General features: G+C 67.4%; 19 protein-coding genes. 12 read left to right on the top strand and 7 right to left on the bottom strand.

Annotated features, from left to right (window positions below; all coding sequences use genetic code 11):
- Positions 1-33: 33 nt before the first annotated feature.
- Entirely contained in the window at positions 34-333 is a 300-nt protein-coding gene (locus tag DI605_RS00870) for a plasmid stabilization protein (protein WP_293967942.1), read from the bottom strand.
- A gap of 55 nt (positions 334-388) precedes the next feature.
- On the bottom strand, positions 389-2,128 hold the full coding sequence (locus tag DI605_RS00865) for a DUF885 family protein (RefSeq protein ID WP_367120015.1): 1,740 nt from the start codon (positions 2,126-2,128) through the stop codon (positions 389-391).
- 52 nt (positions 2,129-2,180) lie between these two features.
- Here DI605_RS00865 and DI605_RS00860 point away from each other — a divergent pair, with 52 nt between their 5' ends.
- Together DI605_RS00860 and DI605_RS00855 are read left to right on the top strand one after the other, a co-directional pair.
- Positions 2,181-3,182: a low specificity L-threonine aldolase gene (locus tag DI605_RS00860; RefSeq protein ID WP_293967936.1), complete on the top strand. Its 1,002-nt coding sequence runs from the start codon at positions 2,181-2,183 to the stop codon at positions 3,180-3,182.
- Positions 3,179-4,099, top strand: coding sequence for a DMT family transporter (locus DI605_RS00855; protein ID WP_293967933.1), 921 nt, complete (start codon positions 3,179-3,181; stop codon positions 4,097-4,099). Before DI605_RS00860 ends, DI605_RS00855 begins: the two co-directional genes overlap by 4 nt.
- Here the strand turns inward: DI605_RS00855 and DI605_RS00850 are convergent.
- Positions 4,009-4,824 (bottom strand): SDR family NAD(P)-dependent oxidoreductase, encoded by an 816-nt coding sequence (locus DI605_RS00850; RefSeq protein ID WP_293967930.1) that lies wholly within the window; start codon positions 4,822-4,824, stop codon positions 4,009-4,011. The genes DI605_RS00855 and DI605_RS00850 overlap by 91 nt on opposite strands.
- A gap of 203 nt (positions 4,825-5,027) precedes the next feature.
- Between DI605_RS00850 and pepN the strand changes: the two genes are divergently transcribed.
- The 3 genes from pepN (at position 5,028) to DI605_RS00835 (ending at position 9,132) form a co-directional block, all read left to right on the top strand.
- The gene (pepN, locus tag DI605_RS00845) at positions 5,028-7,631 is read left to right on the top strand and encodes an aminopeptidase N (protein ID WP_293967928.1); all 2,604 of its coding nucleotides are present in this window, start codon (positions 5,028-5,030) and stop codon (positions 7,629-7,631) included.
- A 114-nt stretch (positions 7,632-7,745) separates the two neighbouring features.
- The gene (locus tag DI605_RS00840; RefSeq protein ID WP_293967925.1) at positions 7,746-8,219 is read left to right on the top strand and encodes a carboxymuconolactone decarboxylase family protein; all 474 of its coding nucleotides are present in this window, start codon (positions 7,746-7,748) and stop codon (positions 8,217-8,219) included.
- Positions 8,206-9,132 carry a sigma-70 family RNA polymerase sigma factor gene (locus DI605_RS00835; protein ID WP_293967923.1) on the top strand — a complete coding sequence of 309 codons (927 nt, stop codon included), beginning with the start codon at positions 8,206-8,208 and terminating at the stop codon, positions 9,130-9,132. Before DI605_RS00840 ends, DI605_RS00835 begins: the two co-directional genes overlap by 14 nt.
- A 181-nt stretch (positions 9,133-9,313) precedes the next feature.
- Here the strand turns inward: DI605_RS00835 and DI605_RS00830 are convergent, their stop codons facing one another.
- On the bottom strand, positions 9,314-9,880 hold the full coding sequence (locus DI605_RS00830; RefSeq protein WP_293967920.1) for an HNH endonuclease: 567 nt from the start codon (positions 9,878-9,880) through the stop codon (positions 9,314-9,316).
- 179 nt (positions 9,881-10,059) lie between these two features.
- Here DI605_RS00830 and gluQRS point away from each other — a divergent pair, with 179 nt between their 5' ends.
- From gluQRS to egtD, 5 genes are all read left to right on the top strand, one after another.
- Positions 10,060-10,914, top strand: coding sequence for a tRNA glutamyl-Q(34) synthetase GluQRS (gene gluQRS / locus DI605_RS00825; RefSeq protein ID WP_293967917.1), 855 nt, complete (start codon positions 10,060-10,062; stop codon positions 10,912-10,914).
- 9 nt (positions 10,915-10,923) lie between these two features.
- Positions 10,924-11,157, top strand: coding sequence for an HIG1 domain-containing protein (locus DI605_RS00820; protein WP_293967914.1), 234 nt, complete (start codon positions 10,924-10,926; stop codon positions 11,155-11,157).
- 19 nt (positions 11,158-11,176) lie between these two features.
- Positions 11,177-11,746, top strand: coding sequence for a cob(I)yrinic acid a,c-diamide adenosyltransferase (locus DI605_RS00815; RefSeq protein ID WP_293967911.1), 570 nt, complete (start codon positions 11,177-11,179; stop codon positions 11,744-11,746).
- A gap of 327 nt (positions 11,747-12,073) precedes the next feature.
- A complete protein-coding gene (gene egtB, locus DI605_RS00810; protein WP_293967908.1) occupies positions 12,074-13,360 on the top strand; it encodes an ergothioneine biosynthesis protein EgtB in 1,287 nt (428 codons plus the stop codon).
- The gene (gene egtD, locus DI605_RS00805) at positions 13,360-14,337 is read left to right on the top strand and encodes an L-histidine N(alpha)-methyltransferase (RefSeq protein ID WP_293967905.1); all 978 of its coding nucleotides are present in this window, start codon (positions 13,360-13,362) and stop codon (positions 14,335-14,337) included. The genes egtB and egtD overlap by 1 nt, the downstream gene beginning before the upstream one ends.
- 72 nt (positions 14,338-14,409) lie before the next feature.
- Here the strand turns inward: egtD and aqpZ are convergent, their stop codons facing one another.
- Positions 14,410-15,147: an aquaporin Z gene (gene aqpZ / locus DI605_RS00800; RefSeq protein ID WP_293967902.1), complete on the bottom strand. Its 738-nt coding sequence runs from the start codon at positions 15,145-15,147 to the stop codon at positions 14,410-14,412.
- Between the two features lie 236 nt (positions 15,148-15,383).
- Here aqpZ and DI605_RS00795 point away from each other — a divergent pair, with 236 nt between their 5' ends.
- A complete protein-coding gene (locus DI605_RS00795) occupies positions 15,384-16,025 on the top strand; it encodes a queuosine precursor transporter (protein ID WP_293967899.1) in 642 nt (213 codons plus the stop codon).
- A 262-nt stretch (positions 16,026-16,287) separates the two neighbouring features.
- Entirely contained in the window at positions 16,288-16,659 is a 372-nt protein-coding gene (locus DI605_RS00790) for a UrcA family protein (RefSeq protein WP_293967896.1), read from the top strand.
- Between the two features lie 289 nt (positions 16,660-16,948).
- Here DI605_RS00790 and DI605_RS00785 read toward each other — a convergent pair whose 3' ends face one another.
- Positions 16,949-17,689, bottom strand: a complete 741-nt coding sequence (locus tag DI605_RS00785; protein ID WP_293967894.1) for a FliA/WhiG family RNA polymerase sigma factor — start codon at positions 17,687-17,689, stop codon at positions 16,949-16,951.
- On the bottom strand, positions 17,686-19,812 hold the full coding sequence (gene flhA / locus DI605_RS00780) for a flagellar biosynthesis protein FlhA (RefSeq protein WP_293967891.1): 2,127 nt from the start codon (positions 19,810-19,812) through the stop codon (positions 17,686-17,688). The genes DI605_RS00785 and flhA overlap by 4 nt, the downstream gene beginning before the upstream one ends.
- Positions 19,813-20,057 lie beyond the last annotated feature (245 nt).

Raw genomic sequence — 20,057 nt, 5'->3', positions numbered from 1 at the left:
GTCGGGACGAACGGAGGGGGCTGAGGTGCGTGGTCAGCCTTCCGCCGCCGCCTTCCGCCTTCGCGTATCCCATCCCTTGCGCGCGGCGGCCGAGCGCTGCTCGGGCGAGCCGGACTTGTGTGCGCGCCCGCCGCGCGAGGAGGAAACATGCGTATCGGGCGTGCCGCGCCCGGAGCCGGACTTGTTGCCGCCGCCCGATTCCCTGTTCACCGTCGCCCAGGCGCGGGCCACGGCCTCCTTCCTCGGCGTGCCGCGCGCCTCATAGCTTTTCTCGATATGTCGCGCCTTGCGCTTCTGCTTGTCGGTGTAAGCGCTCTTGTCACCCTGGGGCATTTCGCTCTCCATCGTCCGATGGAGCGGAAACGCCCGGAGCGTCCCCGCGTTGCGCTCATTCCTCGTCGGGATAGGGGCCGATCCCGCCTTTGGCGATGAAGCCGTCCACCGCCTGATCCAGCACGGGCAGCGGCACCGATCCCAGTGCCAGGATCATGTCGTGGAAGGCGCGGATGTTGAATTTCGGGCCGAGCGCCTTCTCGGCCTTCGCGCGGCCCTGCCGGATCGCCATTTCGCCCAGATAATAAGAAAGGGCCTGCCCCGGCCAGCTGATGTAGCGATCCACCTCCGTCTCGATCTCGTGCTGGGAGAGGGCGGTATTGTCGCGCAGATAGGCCTGTGCCTGCTCCCGGCTCCAGCCCATCGAATGCAGCCCCGTGTCGATCACCAGCCGCGCCGCGCGCCACGCCTGATAGGAAAGCATGCCGAAGCGATCATAGGGCGTCTCGTAAAGGCCCATCTCCTCGCCCAGGGTTTCGCAATAGAGCGCCCAGCCCTCGCCATAGGCCGAGATGTAGAGATTGCGGCGGAAGGGCAGGCGATCCCTGTTCTCGCGGGCGAGCGGGATCTGGAAGGCGTGGCCCGGCGCGGATTCGTGGAGGGTGAGGGCGGCGAGCTGGTAAAGCGGGCGCGAGGGAAGATCATAGGTGTTGAGCAGGTAGATGCCGTCGCCGCCGCGCCCCGCCGTGTAGAAAGGCGCGATGTCGGCCGGCACCGGTACGATCGCGAAGCGGCGGCGGGGCAGGTGGCCGAAGTAGGTGGCGGCCTTGCCGTCCATCTGCTTGGCGATCCACGCGGCCTGCTTCAGCAGGTCCTCCGGCGTCTTCGCGTAGAAGCGCGGATCGGTGCGCAGGAAGCCCAGGAAGGCAGGGAAATCGCCCTGAAAGCCGGTTTCGGCCATCACTCCCGCCATGCGCGCGCGGATCGCGGCCATTTCCGTGAGCCCGATCCGGTGGATTTCGGCGGGCGTCATCGCGACGGTGGCATATTCGGCGATCTGGGCGCGATAGAAGGCTTCGCCATCGGGAAGGGCTGCGGCCGAAAGGGTGGTGCGCGCCTTCGGGATATAATCGGCCTTCACGAAGCCACGCAGCGCCCGATAGGCCGGGATGGCGGCGCGGATCGCCTCGGCCGCCTCCGTGCGCAGCCCGGCGGCGGTGGCCGGCGCCATGCCGGCGGGCATCTTCGCGAAGGGCTTGTAGAGGCTGGTGGCCGTGGGATCCGCCGCGTCGGCGATCGCGTCCAGCGAGGCTTCCCGACCGGCCAGTGTCATCCGGGGCGGGGTGAAGCCGCGCGCCATGCCGGCGCGCATGTTTACGGTCTGGTCCGCAAACCAGGCGGGCAGCTGACGCAGCTGGGCGATCCAGTTGCGATAATCCGCCTCGGTGCGAAAATCGCGGCCGGCCGTGTAGCCGAGATTGCCCCAGAAGCTGCTGTCGGAATTGAACGGCATCTCCCAGTTGCGGAAGCGCAGGCGGGCGATGCGCGTATCGAGCTGATAACGATAGATGGCCGCGTCGGTGCGGCGCCCCTCGCCGAGGGCGTTCGGATCGATCGCGGCGAGGCGGCGGGCGTATCCCTCCAGCGTGGCGAGGCGCTTCGCCTGCGCGGGCGGCGTCACGTCCGGCAGGCGGGGGGCGATCCGGTCGTCATCCTCGCCGTCGATCAGGCCGCGATCGGCCTGCGACCAATCCTGATCCTCCTTCGCCAGCGCCTCGAACGCCGTGTCGGCGGGGCTTGCCGAAAAGGCCGGGGCAGCGGCGAGCAGGGCGAGAAACGGGAGAAGGAAGCGCATCGGCATTTCGCTTTGTTGACTTGGGGCGGGGGGCGGTTCCAAGCCGGAAACCATGCGCTTCTTCTCCGACAATGCCGCCCCCGTCCATCCCGCCGTCTTCGCCGCGATGCAGGCCGCCGATCAGGTGGACACGGCCTATGACGGCGATGCCCTGAGCAAGGCGCTGGACGCGCGCTTCTCCGCCTTGTTCGGGCGGGATGTGGCGGCGCTCTGGGTCCCGACCGGCACGGCGGCCAATGCGCTGGCGCTGGCCGCGCTCTGCCCGCCCTTCGGCGGCGTGCTCTGCCACCGGGATGCCCATGTCCAGAATGACGAATGCGGCGCGCCCGAATTCTTCACGCATGGTGCCAAGCTGCTGCTGTGCGAGGGGGCGGGCGCGAAGGTGACGCCTGTGACGGTGGCGGCGACGGCGGATGCGATCGCCAGCGACGTGCATCGCGTGCAGCCGCGCGCGCTTTCGATCACCAATGCCAGCGAATATGGCTGCGTCTATTCGCCGGATGAGGTGGCGGCGCTGGGCGCGCTCGCCCGGGCGCGGGGCTGGGGCTTTCACATGGATGGCGCGCGCTTCGCCAATGCGGTGGCGCATCTTGGCTGCACGCCGGCGGAGCTGACCTGCGATGCGGGCGTGGACGTGCTGAGCTTCGGTTTCGTGAAGACGGGCGGGCTTTCGGCGGAGGCGCTGATCTTCTTCGATACGAAGCTGGCCGAGGATACGAAGCGCCGCCGCAAGCGCGCGGGCCATCTGCTCTCCAAGGGGCGCTATCTGGCGGCGCAGATCCACGCCATGCTGGAGGGAGACGTGTGGCTGGAAACGGCGCGCTCGGCCAATCGGGCGGCTGCGATGCTGGCGGGGGCGGCGGGCGCCCGGCTGCTGCATCCCGTGCAGGCGAATGAGGTCTTCCTGAGGGCGGACGCGGCGGAGGCGGCGGCGCTGCGCGCCCGGGGCTTTGATTTCTACGATTGGGCGGAGGGCGAGATCCGCCTCGTCACCCATTGGGCGAGCGATCCGGGGGAGGTCGCGGCGCTGGCTGCCGCCATCGCCGCGCTATGAGGCTCGCGCCGCCGCTGGGCGAGGCGACCAAGGGGCGCGTGATGATCCCGTTCGCGATCGTCACCTTCCTGTGGGGATCGACCTGGCTCGTCATCCGTGGCCAGCTGGGTGATGTGCCGGTCGGCTGGTCGGTCTGCTATCGCTTCCTCACGGCGGCGGTGACGATGTTCGTCGTCGCGCTGGCGACGCGCACGCGGCTGCGCCTGACCTGGACGGAGCAGGGACTGCTGGCGCTGATGGGCGTCTGCATCTTCTGCCTGAATTTCAACTTCATCTATCGGGCGGAGGCGCATGTCACCTCCGGCATCGTGGCCGTCGTGTTCGCGCTGCTGCTCGTCTACAATGCGGTGGCGGGCTGGGTGTTTCTCGGCCAGCCCCTCTCGCGCCCGTTCCTGGCCGGATCGGCGGTGGCGATGGCCGGGATCGGCCTGCTGTTCGAGCATGAGCTGCGCGCCTCGCCGCGATCCCCGCATGAAACGGCGCTGGGCATCGGCTTCGTGCTGATCGCGCTCGTCTTCGCCTCGATCGCCAACGTGATGCAGTCCACGGCGCGGATGCGCGCCATCCCGATGCCGGCGATGCTGGCCTGGGGGATGACGTGGGGGGCGCTGGCGAACGCGCTGTTCGCATATGTCACGACCGGGCCACCGCATATCCTGCTCACGCCCGTCTATATCGGCGGGGTGCTGTATCTGGGCATCTGCGCCTCGGCGCTGGCCTTCACGCTCTATTTCGGGCTGATCCGCGCGATCGGGCCGGCGCGCGGCGGCTATGTGAATGTGCTCACACCGGTGCTGGCGATGATCCTCTCAACCATCTTCGAACATTATGTCTGGTCGATCGAGGCGGCCGCAGGCGGGCTGCTGGTGATCGCCGGGCTGATCGTGGCGATGAGGGCGCGGATGCCGACCAGATAGGTGGGGTAGAGCGGCCGCCAGCCGAGCTCCCGCTTCGCCTTGCCGTTCGCGACGCGCCGGTTTTCGGCATAGAAAGCGCGCGCCGCGGGCGACAGGCGCGCATCCTCCAGCGCCAGCAAGGGAGGGAGCGGCAGGCCGAGCGACAGGCATGCATGCTCGATCAGCGCATTTTGCGGCGCGGGCAGATCGTCCGCTATATTGTAGATACCGGGCGGCCCTCGCCTGGCCGCCGCGAGCACGGCCGAGGCGATGTCATCCACATGCACGCGGCTGAAGACCTGTGCGGGCAGGGCGATCCGGTGCGCGGCGCCCGAGGCGAGGCGATCGAGGATCGAGCGGCCCGGGCCGTAGATTCCGGGCAGGCGGAAGATGCGCGCGCCGAGCGCCGTCCATGCCAGATCGGCGGCGATGCGTGGCCCCCTGCGGCCGGCAAGCGGCGCGCTTTCGTCCACCCAGGCGCCCCGGGCGTCGCCATAGACGCCGGTGGAGGAAAGATAGCCGATCCACGGCACGCGCGCGATTTCCGCGCCATAGGGTACAAGGACGGGATCCATGTCGCCTTCCGGGGGGACGGTGGAGACGATGTGCGTCGCGGCGGCGAGGGCGGCGCGGACGTCATGCGGATCGGCGGCGCGGCCGAAGGGGATGACGATCGCGCCCTCTGCCTCGAACGCGGCGGCGATGCGGGCGCCCGCAAAGCCGGGGCCGAACAGGATCAGTCTCATGGCCTCTCCCTAACCAGCCCTGACCCGTTCGTCCCGGGCGAAGTGGCGGCCAGGGCGGGGGCGGGCATGGCCAAGGCCCGCCGGGCAAGCGCGCATCCCGGCCACGTTCGATGCCGTCCGTCCCCGGTTCCGCCCGGCACAAGCGGAAAGGGAGATCGGCTTAGCCCCTTCCATCGCCCGGCCCGTCGCCATACATCCCCCCCATGCTGGATGCCGCCACCCCCCTTTCCGCCACCCCGCCCGTGATCCGTCGCGAGGATTATCGTCCGCCCGAATGGCTGGTGCCGGAGATCGCGCTCGATTTTCAGCTGGGTGCCGACGCGACGCGCGTCACCGCGAAGCTGACGGTACGGCGGCAGGGCACGCACGCCCATCCGTTGCGGCTGGATGGTGGCGGCGGGCTCGCGCCGATCAGCGTTTCGATCGACGGCGAGGAACTGCACGATGCCTGGCGGCTCGACGGCGACCAGCTGGTGATCGATCTGCCCGGCGACGATCATCTGGTGGAGACGGTGGTGCAGATCGCACCCTCCGCCAATTCCACGCTGATGGGGCTTTACGAGAGCGGCGGGCTGCTCTGCACCCAATGCGAGGCGGAGGGCTTTCGCCGGATCACCTTCTTCCCCGATCGGCCTGACGTGCTGAGCCGCTATACGGTGCGGATGGAGGCGGATACGGCGCGCTATCCGGTGCTGCTGTCGAATGGCGATCATGTCGACGGCGGCCCGGTGGGCGAGGCGCGCCATTATGCGCTGTGGCGCGATCCCTTCCCCAAGCCCTGCTATCTCTTCGCGCTGGTGGCGGGCGATCTGGCCTGCAACGCCGACAGCTTCGTCACGCGCAGCGGCCGCACGATCGAACTCGGCATCTGGGTGCGCGAGGCGGACCTGCCTAAGACCGAACATGCGATGGCGAGCCTGAAGGCCAGCATGGCCTGGGACGAGCGTGTCTACGGCCGCGAATATGATCTGGCCGTGTTCAACATCGTCGCCGTTTCCGATTTCAACTTCGGCGCGATGGAGAATAAGGGCCTCAACATCTTCAATTCGCGCTACATACTGGCGGATCCGGACACGGCGACGGATGCGGATTTCGATGCGATCGCCGGCGTCGTCGCGCACGAATATTTCCACAACTGGTCGGGCAATCGCGTCACCTGCCGGGATTGGTTCCAGCTTTCCCTGAAGGAAGGCTTCACCGTGCTGCGCGACCAGCAATTCTCGGCCGATCAGGGCAGCCCCGCCGTGAAGCGGATCGAGGATGTGCGCGCGCTGCGCGCCGCGCAGTTTCCGGAGGATGCGGGGCCGCTCGCGCATCCGATCCGGCCCGATTCCTATATCGAGATCAGCAATTTCTACACGGCGACCATCTATAACAAGGGCGCCGAGGTAATCCGCATGATGAAGCTGATCCTGGGGCCGGAGGGCTTCCGCGCGGGCACCGATCTCTATTTCGACCGGCATGACGGGCAGGCCGCCACCTGCGAGGATTTCATCGTGGCGATGGAGGATGCCACCGGCACGGATCTCACGCGTTTCCGCCTCTGGTACAGCCAGGCGGGCACCCCGCGTGTGAAAGCCTCGCTCACGACGGACGCGCCGGGCGGCCGCGCACGGCTGCACCTGTCGCAGATCGTACCTTCGACGCCGGGCCAGCCGGAGAAGCAGCCGATGCCGATCCCGCTGAAATTCGCGCTGCTGGGCGCCAAGAGCGGCCGGGCGATGGGGGGCGAGCAGTTCGTGATCCTCGACGAGGCGGAGAAGGAATTGCTGTTCGAGGGGCTGACCGAGGCCCCCGTGCTTTCGATCAACCACGGTTTTTCCGCGCCGATCTGCCTGGAGACGGACCGGGGTGCGGCGGACCTCGCCTTTCTCTCCGCGCACGACGAGGATCCGTTCGCGCGCTACGAGGCGATGCAGCAATTGATGCTGGATACGCTCGTCGCCGCCGCCAGGGGCGCGACGGTGGATCATGCCGCCGTGATCGATGCGGTGCGCAACACGCTCACCGATCCGCATCTGGACGCGGCCTTCGTGGCGGAGGCGGTGCTGCTGCCGTCCGAAGCCTTCATCGGCGATCAGCTGGACATGGTGGATCCGGAGCGCGTGGCCGTGGTGCGTGAGGCGCTCCGCAACGATCTGGGCACCGAATTGCTGGATTTGTGGCGCAGCGCCTATGCGGGCGCGCAGGCCAATCGCTACGAATATTCGCCCAGCGCCAAGGGGCTGCGTCGCCTGCGCACGGTGGCGCTCGGCTTCATCGCTGCCGCCAAGGCGCCGGACTGGGCGGAACTGGCCTTCGAGCAATATCGCCAGTCCGACAATATGACCGACCGGCAGGGCGCGCTGGGCGTACTGGCAAACAACGAGGCGCCGGAACGGGAGAAGGCGCTCGCCGATTTCCACGATCGCTATGCGGCGGACGCGCTGGTGATCGACAAATGGTTCACCACGCAGGCGCTTTCGACGCGTCTGGATACGCCCGAGAAGGTGGAGGCGCTGGCTCGCCATCCCGATTTCACGATCACCAACCCCAATCGGCTGCGTTCGTTGGTGGGCGCCTTCGCCGTGAACCAGCGCGCCTTCCATGACGTTTCGGGGCGTGGCTATCGCTTCGTGGCGGACATGATCCTGGGCGTGGACAAGTTGAATCCGCAGACGGCGGCGCGGCTTGTACCCAGCCTCGGCCGCTGGCGTCGCTACGAGCCGGTGCGGGGCGCGCTCATGCGGGCGGAGCTGGAACGGATTCTCGCCGTGCCGGGGCTTTCGAAGGACGTGTTCGAGCAGGTTTCGAAGAGCCTGGGGTGATCCCATCCTCCTCGAGCAGACTCGAGGAGTTTTTCCGGTGCCATGTCACACCGGGCCGGCCCGTCTCGTCATGTCTCCAGAGGCGCAGGATGCGCGCTCGTGAGGAGACAGACGATGACGACGCCCCGCATTCGCAACGCCCAGGCCTACAAGCTCGCGCCCGAACAGCTGAAGGCGATGATGGCGCTGGAGGAAAGCTTCAGGGACAGTGGCCTGGAGGCCGAACTGCTGGAACTCATCAAGCTGCGCGTGTCGCAGATCAACGGCTGCGCCTTCTGCCTGCACATGCACAGCAGCGATCTCATCAAGCTCGGTGTGGATCCGATGAAGCTGCATGTTCTCGCCGCATGGCGCGAGTCCGGCTATTATTCGGCGCGCGAGCGCGCCGCCTTCGGATGGGCCGAGGCACTGACCCTGGTGAGCCAGACCCATGCGCCGGACAGTGATTACGAGGCGCTGAGAGCCGAATTTTCGGAGGAGGAGCAGGTGAGGCTGACCTACGCGATCGGCGCGATCAATACGTGGAATCGCCTCGCCGTCGGTTTTCGCTTCGCGCATCCGATCGAGCAGGTCCGTGCCGCGGCCTGACGAGAGGCTCCGCGATTTCGAGGCGCAGCGGCCCCGGCTGCGGCGCCTCGCCTATCGCATGACCGGATCGCTCGCCGAGGCGGAGGATCTGGTGCAGGAGGCGTGGCTGCGCTGGGCGCGCACCGGGGAATCGGTGGACGCGCCGGCCGCCTTCCTCACGCGGATCGTGACGCGGCTGTGCCTCGACCACATGAAATCCGCGCGCGTGCGGCGGGAGAGTTATGTGGGCGCGTGGCTGCCCGATCCGCTGGTGGGATCCTTCGATCCGCGCGACGCGGGCGACGGCGCCGCCGGGGATCTGACGCTCACGCTGATGCTGGCGCTGGAGCGCCTCTCCCCGCTGGAGCGCGCGGCCTTCCTGCTGCACGATGTGTTCGGCATGGCGCTGGGTGAGGTGGCGACGGCGCTGGATCGCGATCCAGCGGCGGTACGCCAGCTGGCGGCGCGCGCGCGCAAGCATGTGCACGAGGCGCGGCCGCGCTACCGGGTGGAGCAGGCCGAGGCGGACCGGATCGCGCGCGCCTTCTTCGCGGCATCCCGCGACGGCGACATCGCGACACTGAAGGCGATGCTGGCGGACGATGTGATCGTGCGTTCGGATGGCGGCGGCAAGGTGATCGCTTTCCTCAACATCATCCGGGGCATCGACAAGGTGCTGCGGCTGTTCGCCGGCATCGCGCGCAAGTTTCAGGACAAGCCGGTGATGCTCGCCCGCGTCGAGATAGACGGGCTGCCGGGCTATATCAGCCATGATCGTGGCGGCGTGCTCCGGACGACCGCCCTGGAGATATCCGACGGCCGGATCGCGGCGATCTACATCATGCGCAATCCGGACAAACTGCACCATGTGGTGGCCGCGCTGGCGGCGGAGGGGGCGATACGGGAGGCGGGCGCTTCCTCCCCGTCATCCTGATCGCGTCCGGTGCCGATCTCCGCTCACCGGGGGGACGAATGCGCCTTCGTACTCCGGCGAAGGCGGCTTGCGGGCGGTGACGGGACGCGGTTCCTCCCCGGCGCTCCGGCCTTCGCGGGAGCACAGCGGATGCCTGTGATGAACATGTGCCGGATCTGCGTCTGGATGACGCAGTGGATGCCTATGCCTCCAGTTCGACATCCCAGTAGAGCCAGTCGCGCCAGCTGGTGTGGAGATAGTTGGGCGGGAAGCTGCGGCCATTTTCCTGAAGCTGCCAGCTCGTCGGCCGATAGGGGCCTTCCATCAGCGCCATGCCCGCCTGCTTCGGCGTGCGGCCGCCCTTGCGCAGATTGCAGGGCGCGCACGCCGTGGAGACATTCTCCCATGTCGTGCGCCCGCCCTGCGCGCGCGGCACGACATGATCGAAGGTCAGATCGCTGGGGCTGCCGCAATATTGGCAGATGAAGCGATCGCGCAGGAACAGGTTGAAGCGCGTGAAGGCGGGATGCGCGGACGGCCGCACATATTGCCGGAGCGCGATCACCGACGGCAGCTTGATGGCGTGGTTCGGGCTGCGTACCTCGCGCTCATAATGCGAAACGATGTCCACGCGTTCGAGGAACACGGCCTTCACCGCCGTCTGCCACGGCCACACGCTGAGCGGATAATAGGAAAGCGGCGTATAATCGGCGTTCAGAACGAGTGCCGGGCACCCGTCTGGATGGCGAATGAGATCGGGATGGTACATGGAACGACCAGGCCTCCGTTTGCACGGAGCCTTGGCATCCTGAACAAGCTTCGCCGTCCCGTCGCACCCGGAACGCCGGGCCTGGCGGCCGCCGCGTCTCCGTTGTCACCCCCGTTGCCAGCGAAGCATGACAACCGCATTGCAGCAGGCTCGCGACTCGCGGTCAAGAGTCATCGCGCATGTCAATGATGATTTCCCGTTTCGCCCCCAGCCCCACCGGGCGGCTGCATCCGGGCCATGCCTTTTCGGCGGTGCGCGCGCATGATCTGGCGCGGGCCGCGGGCGGGCGCTTCCTGCTCCGGATCGAGGATATCGATCCGGGGCGGAGCCGCGAGGCGTTCGTTTCTGGCATCGAGGAGGATCTGCGTTGGCTGGGCCTCGCGTGGGACGGGCCGGTGCTGCGCCAGTCGGAGCGGCTGGATCTCTACGCCGGGGCGCTGGAGCGGCTGAAGGCGGCCGGCCTCGTCTATCCCTGCTTCTGCACGCGCGCCGAGATTGCCGGGAGCGTCGCTGCGCCGCACGGGGCGACGCCCGTCTATCCCGGGACGTGCCGTGGGCGACCGGTCGATCCGGCGGAGCTTCAGGCGCGCCCGCATGGCTGGCGGCTGGATATGGCGAGGGCGCTGGCGGCCCTGTCTCCAGGCGAGCGAGGCCTGTTCTGGCATGACGCGACGGCGGGCAGGGTGATGGCAACGCCCGCGATTCATGGCGATGTGGTGCTGGCGCGCAAGGATGCGCCGACCTCCTATCATCTGGCCGTCACGATCGATGATGCGGCGCAGGGCGTGACGGACGTGGTGCGCGGAATGGACCTGTTCGAGGCGACGCATGTGCACCGGCTGCTCCAGGCGCTGCTGGAGCTGCCGACGCCGGCCTATCACCACCATCCGCTGCTGACCGGGCCGGACGGGCGGCGGCTGGCCAAGCGCGACGGGGCGAAAAGCCTGGCGGAGCTGCGCGCCGAAGGCGCCGATCCGCAGGCGCTGCTGGCCATGCTGCGGCGCAAGGATGACGAAGGCCGCGGGAAGGCGTAGGACAGGCCCATGCAGACTTTCCTCTTCGTCCTGATCGTGCTGGCCGCTCTCGGCGCGCTCGCGTCGATCGTGCGCGGCGTCTATTATTTCCTGCAGACCCAGCATGAGGAAATCCGCACCGGCCAGCCGAGTGAGACGGGACTGAAGCAGAACCGGATGATGTGGCGGCGCATCCAGTTTCAGGCGGCGGCCATCGTCTTCGTGATCCTTTTCCTGCTGGTTGCGCGCGGCCACGCCGGCTGAGGCGTTTCGGGGCGCGGCGATGGTGAAGCTCAACAGGATCTATACGCGCACGGGCGATGGCGGCACGACCGGCCTGGTCGACGGATCGCGCGTGTCAAAGGCCGATGCGCGCATGGCGGCGATCGGCGACGTCGACGAGGCGAACAGCGTGATCGGCATGGCGATCGCGGCACTGGGCGAGGGGGGGCATGCGGAGATGCTGGGCCTCATTCAGAACGAGCTGTTCGATCTGGGCGCCGATCTCGCCACGCCGGGCGAACAGTTCGAGCCCGATGAAATGACGCTGCGGATCACGGCCGCGCAGGTTGCCCGGCTGGAGCAGGAGATCGACGGGATGAACGAGGGGCTGGCACCGCTGCGTTCCTTCATCCTGCCCGGTGGATCGGCGGCGGTGGCCGCGCTGCATCTGGCGCGCGCCGTGACGCGGCGGGCGGAACGATCGATGGTGGCGGCCGCCACCGGCGTCGCGCTGAACCCGCAAGCGCTGGCTTATATCAACCGGCTTTCCGATCATCTGTTCGTGCTGGCGCGTCTCGTCGCGGCGGCGGGCGGCGGCGAGATCCTGTGGGTGCCGGGGAAGAGCCGCTGAGGCTCCGCAGCGCAATCGGCCTCCCTGGGCCGGCGCTTGTGTGGCAGGGGACGCGTCGGATGGATTTCCGGTGCTCCGGCGGAGGCCGAAGCATTTTCGCTATTACGGGCCGTGCCTCCGGCACTCCGGCCTTCGCTGGAGCGCGATGCGCGTTCTAACGCAGGCTCCAGCCGGAAACGTCTGGATTGACGGGCATGTTAGCGGGCGAGGCGGCCGCCGTTCCGTTTGGGGATCCGCAGTCGGGCGCCCTCGCGGCTGGCCGGAACCACTGGCGCAACCTTTTCGGCCTCTATATGTTCTTCTGCGGCGGGGAGGCGTTTCCTTACCATGGCTGCACGTGCTGAACCCCTTGTCGACGGGGAGGATCTGTCGGCGCGCTTCGCGGCAACGCGTGCGCTGAGTCTCGATCTCGTGGCGCCGCTGTCCGATGCGGATGCCACGATCCAGCCGCATCCCGATGCCTCGCCGGCCAAATGGCATCTCGCGCACACCACATGGTTCTTCGAGACATTCGTGCTGCGCGATCATGTAGCGGGGCACCGGCCCTTCGATCCGCGCTTCGCCTTCCTGTTCAACAGCTATTACGAGGCCGAGGGCGAGCGGCATCCGCGCGCGCACCGGGGCATGCTGAGCCGCCCTTCACTGGCGGAGATCGTCGCGTGGCGCCATGCCGTGGACGAGCGGATCGCGGCCGTGATCGATGATCTGCCGGAAGGCGCGCGCGACCTGATCGAGCTGGGCGTGCAGCACGAGCAGCAGCATCAGGAATTGCTGCTGACCGATCTGCTCGCCACCTTCGCCGAAAATCCGATCGCGCCCGCCGTGTGGGCGCATCCCCGGCCGACGCCCGCGCCGCTGCCCGGCCCGATGGGCTGGATCGAGGGGCGCGAGGGCCCCGCGATGATCGGCCATGGCGGCGCCGGCTTCGCCTTCGATTGCGAAGGCCCGCGCCACGCCGTGATGCTGCACAGGCACGCCATCGCCGACCGGCTCGTCACCAATGCCGAATGGAAGGCGTTCATGGCCGATGGCGGCTATGCGCGCGCCGATCTGTGGCTGTCGGACGGCTGGGCGTGGGTGAAGCGCGAGCGGATCGAGGCACCGCTCTACTGGCGGCGGGCGGGCGGCGCGCGCGATCGGGATGCGGATTGGGTACAGTTCGGGCTGGACGGGCTCCATCCGCTGCATCCGGCCGCCGCCGTCACGCATGTTTCGCATTATGAGGCGGATGCCTATGCGCGCTGGGCCGGCGCGCGCCTGCCCACCGAGGCGGAATGGGAAAGCGCGGCCCACGGCCTGGATCCGGCGGCAGGCAATCAACTGGACGAGGCGGGGCCGGTGCGCCCGCGCGCGGCCAGCCGATCGGGCAGTCCCGCCCAGATGTTCGGCGATGGCTGGCAATGGACCGGTAGCGCCTATCTTCCCTATCCCGGCTTCCGCACGGCGCCGGGGGCGGTGGGCGAATATAATGGCAAGTTCATGAGCGGGCAGGCCGTGCTGAAAGGCGCGAGCTGCGCCACGCCGCGCGGGCACAGCCGCGCTTCCTATCGCAATTTCTTCTACCCCCATCAGCGCTGGCAGTTCACCGGCGTGCGGCTGGCCCGAGACATCTGATGCTGTTGCTCGACGAACGACGCGGGGTGGCGCCCGAGGCCGATCCCGCCTTCCTCTCCGATGTGCTGGCGGGCCTCGCGCAGGGGCAGAAAGCGATTCCGGCGCGCTGGTTCTACGATCATCGCGGATCCGAACTGTTCGAGGAGATCACCCGCCTTCCCGAATATTATCCGACGCGGGTGGAGACGGGCCTGCTCGAAAAGCATTGCCCCGAAGTGGGCCGGATCGTGGGCGCGGGCCGGGCGGTGGTGGAATTCGGATCGGGATCGAGCCTGAAGACGCCGCATCTGCTGCGCGCCATTTTCCCCGCGGCTTATGTGCCGATCGATATTTCGGGCGATTTCCTGCGCGAGAGCGTGGCCGATCTGGGGCAGGCCTTCCCCGCGCTGCCGGTCTTCCCGGTGGAGGCGAATTTCATGGGGCCGGTCCGCCTGCCGGCCGAGATCGCGGGCGCCGCCAAGCTGGGCTTCTTCCCCGGCTCCACCATCGGCAATCTCGTGCCGCGCAGCGCCGTGGATCTGCTGCGCGGCATGATCGATACGCTGGGCATCGGCGCGATGCTGCTGATCGGGATGGATCGCGTGAAAGACGAAGACGTGCTGGTGCCCGCCTATGATGATGCGGCCGGCGTGACGGCGGCGTTCGACCTGAACCTGCTCCACCGGATCAATCGCGAACTGGGGGGGGACGTGCCGATCGATCTCTTTCGCCATCAGGCGCGCTGGAACGATCTGTGGGCGCGGATCGAGATGCACCTCGTGGCGACGGCGGATCTGGCGTTCACGATCGCCGGGCACCGCTTCGTGATGAAGGCGGGCGAGACGATCCACACCGAAAACAGCCACAAATATGATCCGCGCAGCGCGCGCCAGCTATTGGCGGCGGGCGGCTGGAGCCCGATCCGCGAGTGGCCGGATGCGGATGGCATGTTCTCGTTGTTCCTGGCCGAGGCGCGGCCGGAGCCGATGGCGCCCTGAGGGCAGCGATTGGCGGAGGATTTGTGCGGGGCTGACGGGCGCCTCCGATCGCGGGCGCCCGTCTTCTGTCGCTCAGTGCAATTGTTCTTCGCCCACGACGGGCGGAGCCGGCGGATTGCCGGCCACGAAGCGATAGACGATTCCGCCCAACAGGCCGCCGATCAGGGGGGCGGCCCAGAAGAACCACACCTGCTGCAGCGCGACGCCACCGACGAAGAGGGCCGGCCCGAGCGAGCGGGCCGGGTTCACGGACGTGTTCGTCACGGGAATGCTGATCAGGTGGATCAGCGTGAGCGCGAGGCCGATCGCGATGGGAGCGAAGCCGGATGGTGCGCGCGTATCGGTGCTGCCGAGGATCACCACCAGGAAGCCCAGGGTGAGCACCACTTCGGTGAGGAAGCAGGCATAAAGGCTGTATCCGCCGGGCGACATGGCGCCATAGCCGTTCACGGCCAGGCCGTTGGCCGCCAGCTCGAAACCGGGCTTTCCACTCGCGATGCACAGCAGCAGGGCGGCCGCGAACGTGGCGCCGATCACCTGGGCGATCCAATAGGGAATGATCTCGCCTGCGGGGAAGCGCCCGCCTGCCCACAGGCCGGCGGTGACGGCCGGATTGAGGTGACAGCCCGAAATATGGCCGATCGAATAGGCCATGGTCAGCACCGTCAGGCCAAAGGCCAGAGCCACACCCGCAAAGCCGATGCCGAGGGCCGGAAAAGCGGCGGCGAGCACGGCGCTGCCGCAGCCGCCGAATACGAGCCAGAACGTGCCGAAAGCCTCGGCGAAGAGACGCTTGCTCAACGGAGCCATTTTTCATCCTCCCGATCTCTGTCGGATCGATCATACCACAGGCGCAACGACCGTAGCATAGCCCGTTTGGCGGAGTGACCCCGTAAATCCCGCAGGTGCCGCCGCACCGGGATCGTGACGGCCTCCGCCCAGGGCGGGCGCTGGCGGGGATCGGGCGGAAAGCGCGTCGGATGCCGCCCCTCCCTACGGCCACTTTTTCCGCGTGACAGCTTCGGGTCAGTCGCTAGGGTCCGGCGATGACCGAAGCCAAGTCCCCGCTGCTCTGCCGCTCGCTTTTTGTCTTCTCGCTTCTCTATGGCGGCATGGTCGTGATTGCGGGCGTGCTGGGGGTGAAGCAGGTGGCGCTGGGGCCGCTCGCCGTGGAAGCCGGCATCTTCGCCTTCCTGCTGCTGGTGGCGATGGGCAGCGCGGTGGCCGAGCTGCACGGGCGCGCGACGGCGGATGCGATCGTGCGCTGGGGCTTCCTCCCGCTGATCGTCTCGGCCTGCCTGATCCAGATCGTGCTGGCGCTGCCGGCCGATGCCGGCATGTATCCCCCGGCCGTGGATGCCTTTCCAATCGTCGTCGGCCAGGGCGCGCGGATGATGCTGGCGGGGCTGATCTCCTACGGCACCTCGCAGACGCTGAACGTGCTGATCTTCTCGAAGCTGAAGCGCGCGGAGGGCGAGGGCAAGCTCGTCTGGCTCCGGGGCATGATCGCCTCGATCGTCAGCCAGATCGTCGATACGGTGCTGTTCATCACCATCTCCTTTTATGGGGAAAGGCCGATCCTGGCGCTGATGACCGGCCAGATGCTGACGAAAGTGGCGCTGTCGGTGGTGCTGGTGCCATGGCTGATAACCGGCTTCGTCGCGCTCGGACGGCGGCTCGACCGCTAAGAGGCGGCCATAGCGTAGCGAAAAGCGCGGCTGAACGCCGCCGAAGCGCATTTTTGCGCCATTCTTCCACGCGCCGGAATGGCTCGCTTGTGGAACAAACCATAACGTCCTAAGTATAGACGACAGACTTAACTGATCATTCCCAAGGTCGGGCGTCTGATCTCGCAGTGCAACATGAAGTTGTTGCGGTGCGGCAAGTTACGGTTGAATGATTGTGTCATGACAGACACATGTCAGGCACGCAGGAGAGAAGGAAGTTTCCATGTCCATCAAGAAGAGCTTTGGCTCGGCGTTTACCAAGGGCGCGTTGAGCGTCGCGGCGACTTGCCTGCTCGCCGGCGGGGCGTTCGCCCAGTCGGTCATCATCGCGGATGCGCCGGCGGCCTCCAAGATCACGATGCAGAAGCAGGTCCGCTACAACGATCTCGATCTTTCCACCTCGCACGGCCGGGCCAAGCTGAACGAGCGCGTCCGTTTCGCGGCGAGCGACGTGTGCGATGGCCGGAACGTGAGCAACACGCGTTCGCCGGTCGACTATCTCAACTGCTATTCGATCGCGATGCGCGATGCGAACCGGCAGCTGAGCCAGCGCTTCGCCGCCGTGCAGGGCAGCACGGTTTCGGCCGTCCGCTGATGCAAAGAGCGGTTTCGATCCGGTCGCACCGGATCGGCCGCGCGAGCGTATGATCCATAGCGATGGTCGAACTGGCGGGTGATCCCGCCTGTTTCGCCATCGCTTCAGATAAGGGCCCGAAGCGATCGGGTCCGCATGCCCGCCCCGAGCAAGACGGGGCGTGGCCGGGGCGGTTTCCCCCAAGCCGCCCCTCCCTCGGCCGGTCCGGCGTCCTGCCGGCTGGCCGATTTGATTCCGCCATGTCCCCGGCGTGACGGAGCCTGGCATCGCGCGATGCGCGCGGGCGGGCTCACTCCTCGTCGTCGGCCAGGGCCTTGCGCAGCTTGTCCAGCGCGGCCTTCTTGATCTGGCAGATGCGCGCGGCGCCGACGTTCAGCACTTGGCCGATCTCGTCCAGATTCATCTCCTCGACGAAATAGAGCTGGAGGACGAGCGCCTCGCGCTCCGGCAGGGCGCTGATATGTTCGGCCAGCATGCGGCCCAGCTGCTCGCGCTCCAGCGTCTGGTCGACGCGCTCCTCGACGTCGGCGAACCACATCGACTGATCCGAATAAACCTCGTCGAGCGATTCCTGGCGCACGGCGATCGCACTATCGGCCAGCTCGCGGAATTCGGCGGGGTTGAGGCCCATCGCGACGGCCAGTTCCGCCTCGCTCGGCGCGCGGCCGAGCAGACTTTCCAGCTTGGCGGTCTGCGCGCCCAGCTCCTTGCGCTTGGCCATGGCCGATCGGCAGATCGTGGCGTGCCGCCGCAGATGATCGATCATGGCACCGCGAATGCGCATCGACGCATAGGTGGAGAAAGCGTGGCCGCGATCCTCATAGCCGTTGGCGGCCTCGACTAGGGCGACCATGCCGATCTGGACGAGATCCTCGATATCGATCGCGGACGAGACGCGCCCGTGGACGTGCCACGCAATCTTGCGGACGAGCGGCATGTGCGCGCGGGCGAGCTGGCCGCTGTCCGTGCGCGCCGGTCGGCGCTGATAGGTGGCCGCGAAGGGCTCCTGCTGGCCGGCTGCGAGGCTCATCGTGCCATCTCCGGCTGCTGGGTCAGCGCGTGTCCGCCCTGTCCGCCGTTGGAACCGACGATGGCGACGACTTCGACGGGCTTGCCGTCGGGGATTTCAAGGAATGACAACACCGGCGTCTCCGGCAGGTGGGGTTTAAGCAAACGGGCCAGCGCGCGACGCGCCAGCGGCGAAGTGACGATCGCGAAACGCGCCGCCGTATTGACGAGCGGAGCGGCCGCCTGGCCGACCGCGCCGACGATCCGGCTCGCAAGAGCCGGCTCGAACGGATGCTGGGCATTGCCGCCCACGCGGATCGCGTTGGCGAGGAGGCCTTCCAGCTCGGCATCCAGGGTGATGACGGGCAGCGGCATGCGGACCGGCACCACCGTCTGCACGATGAGCGCGCCGATGCGGCTGCGAACCTGTTCGACAAGCGCGACCGGATCGGTCGTTTCGCGCGAACTGTCGACGATCGCCTCGGCGATGCGACGGAAATCCTTGAGCGGCACGCCTTCGTTGAGCAGCGCGCGGCTGACCGCGGCAAGCTGGGCGAGACTGAGCGGATTGGGCGTGAGGCCGGCGACCAGCTGCGGCGCGCTTTCCTTGAGCGCGTCGAGCAGCTTCTGCATCTCGTCCATGCCGAACAGATCGGACGCGGCGTTGGCGACCAGCTGGTTGAGATGGGTGGCGATGACGGTGGACCCGTCCACCACGGTATAGCCCGCGACGACCGCGGCGGCACGCTGCTCGGGACGGATCCAGATCGCATCCAGCCCGAAGCTGGGATCCTTGACGGCGCGGCCATCGACCGTGCCCTGCAGATCGCCGCTGTCGAGCGCCAGAAGATCATCGGGCCAGCATTCATCCTCGCCCACGACGACGCCGGCCACCGAGATGCGATAATTGTTTGGCCCCAGCGCCAGATTGTCGCGGACGCGCACCAGCGGCACGACGAAGCCCAGCTCGCGCGAAAGCTGGCGGCGGATGCCGGTGATGCGCGCCATGAGCGGGGCGCCCTTGCGCTCGTCGACCAGGCCGATCAGGCCATAGCCCAGCTCCAGCGAGAGTGCCGCGCCATCCGAAACCTCGTCCCAGCCGATGGCCGAGGGATTGGCCGGGGCGGCTGCCTCGACCGCCGTATCGGGGGTCGCATCGCCGGCCGGGGTGGCGGTCTTGAGCTTCCACGCGACGAAACCGGCGAGGCCGGCGGCCGGCAGGATGATGAAGTGCGGCATGCCGGGCAGGATGCCGAGAATGCCGAGAATGCCCGCAACCGGCGTCCACGCCTTGGCCGAGCCGAACTGGCTGGTGATCTGGTTGGAAAGATCCATCGGGCTGGAGACGCGCGTCACGATCGCGGCGGCGGCGATCGAGAGCAAAAGCGCCGGCACCTGCGCCACGAGCGCATCGCCGATGGCGAGCTGGATATAGGTGGAGGCCGCCTCGCCGACCGCCATCTTGTGGCTGACGACGCCGAGGATCAGGCCGCCCAGGATGTTGATCGCGAGGATCAGCACGCCGGCGACGGCATCGCCCTTCACGAACTTGGACGAACCGTCCATCGATCCGTAGAAATCGGCTTCGGTGGCGACTTCCTGGCGGCGCAGCTTGGCCTGTTCGGGCGTGAGGAGGCCGGCATTCAGATCGGCATCGATCGCCATCTGCTTGCCGGGCAGCGCATCCAGCGTGAAGCGCGCGGACACTTCCGAAACGCGGCCGGCACCCTTGGTGATGACGACCATGTTGATGATCATCAGGATACCGAACACGAACAGGCCGACGGCATAATCGCCGCCGATCAGGAATTCGCCGAAGCTTTCGATCACATGGCCGGCGGCGGCCGCGCCATTATGGCCGTTCACCAGCACGACGCGGGTGGAGGCGACGTTGAGCGCGAGGCGCAGAAGGGTGGCGAAGAGGAGAACGGTGGGGAAGGCCGAGAAATCGAGCGGCTTTTCCGCATTTAGCGCGACCATCAGCACGGCGAGCGAGATCATGATGTTCGCGATGAAGCCGATGTCGAGCACGATGCTCGGCACGGGCACGATCATCAGGCCGACGAGCATGAGCGTCGCCAACGGAAGGATCGCGCCTTTCGCGGATCCCAGCCAGAGCCTTTTGTTGATCGCCTTGGTGGCCATTCGATACCTCGTAAGTTCGAGATATCCAAAGCAAGGGGCGTGCCAGTTCGGATGAAGCGCTTCGGCTAAGAACGGACGGGGCGAAAGCGGCTTTAGGGCGTGTCGCGAAAATTTTCCGGAGAGCGCTGCCGATTATCGACAGGCGCGCGTACGAACCGGGGCGCGGACGGGATGCGGATCGAACCTCACCAAGGGGCGGGATCAGCCGGATGGGCTGTGTGCGATCCTGGCGGCAGTTCCGGAAG

It is taken from the genome of Sphingomonas sp., assembly GCF_003248515.1.
Taxonomy (GTDB): domain Bacteria; phylum Pseudomonadota; class Alphaproteobacteria; order Sphingomonadales; family Sphingomonadaceae; genus Sphingomonas_I.
Note: the sequence above shows the minus strand (reverse complement) of the source record. Positions and strands in the feature narration are given on the sequence as shown.

Bases quoted from the DNA above. Each gene is read 5' to 3' on its own strand.
- DI605_RS00830 (WP_293967920.1), bottom strand. From the start codon at position 9,880: ATGTACCATCCCGATCTCATTCGCCATCCAGACGGGTGCCCGGCACTC.
- DI605_RS00870 (WP_293967942.1), bottom strand. From the start codon at position 333: ATGCCCCAGGGTGACAAGAGCGCTTACACCGACAAGCAGAAGCGCAAG.
- DI605_RS00820 (WP_293967914.1), top strand. From the start codon at position 10,924: ATGCAGACTTTCCTCTTCGTCCTGATCGTGCTGGCCGCTCTCGGCGCG.
- egtD (WP_293967905.1), top strand. From the start codon at position 13,360: ATGCTGTTGCTCGACGAACGACGCGGGGTGGCGCCCGAGGCCGATCCC.
- flhA (WP_293967891.1), bottom strand. From the start codon at position 19,812: ATGGCCACCAAGGCGATCAACAAAAGGCTCTGGCTGGGATCCGCGAAA.
- DI605_RS00855 (WP_293967933.1), top strand. From the start codon at position 3,179: ATGAGGCTCGCGCCGCCGCTGGGCGAGGCGACCAAGGGGCGCGTGATG.
- DI605_RS00815 (WP_293967911.1), top strand. From the start codon at position 11,177: ATGGTGAAGCTCAACAGGATCTATACGCGCACGGGCGATGGCGGCACG.
- egtB (WP_293967908.1), top strand. From the start codon at position 12,074: ATGGCTGCACGTGCTGAACCCCTTGTCGACGGGGAGGATCTGTCGGCG.
- aqpZ (WP_293967902.1), bottom strand. From the start codon at position 15,147: ATGGCTCCGTTGAGCAAGCGTCTCTTCGCCGAGGCTTTCGGCACGTTC.
- DI605_RS00850 (WP_293967930.1), bottom strand. From the start codon at position 4,824: ATGAGACTGATCCTGTTCGGCCCCGGCTTTGCGGGCGCCCGCATCGCC.
- DI605_RS00865 (WP_367120015.1), bottom strand. From the start codon at position 2,128: ATGCGCTTCCTTCTCCCGTTTCTCGCCCTGCTCGCCGCTGCCCCGGCC.
- DI605_RS00785 (WP_293967894.1), bottom strand. From the start codon at position 17,689: ATGAGCCTCGCAGCCGGCCAGCAGGAGCCCTTCGCGGCCACCTATCAG.
- pepN (WP_293967928.1), top strand. From the start codon at position 5,028: ATGCTGGATGCCGCCACCCCCCTTTCCGCCACCCCGCCCGTGATCCGT.
- DI605_RS00840 (WP_293967925.1), top strand. From the start codon at position 7,746: ATGACGACGCCCCGCATTCGCAACGCCCAGGCCTACAAGCTCGCGCCC.
- DI605_RS00795 (WP_293967899.1), top strand. From the start codon at position 15,384: ATGACCGAAGCCAAGTCCCCGCTGCTCTGCCGCTCGCTTTTTGTCTTC.
- DI605_RS00860 (WP_293967936.1), top strand. From the start codon at position 2,181: ATGCGCTTCTTCTCCGACAATGCCGCCCCCGTCCATCCCGCCGTCTTC.
- DI605_RS00790 (WP_293967896.1), top strand. From the start codon at position 16,288: ATGTCCATCAAGAAGAGCTTTGGCTCGGCGTTTACCAAGGGCGCGTTG.
- gluQRS (WP_293967917.1), top strand. From the start codon at position 10,060: ATGTCAATGATGATTTCCCGTTTCGCCCCCAGCCCCACCGGGCGGCTG.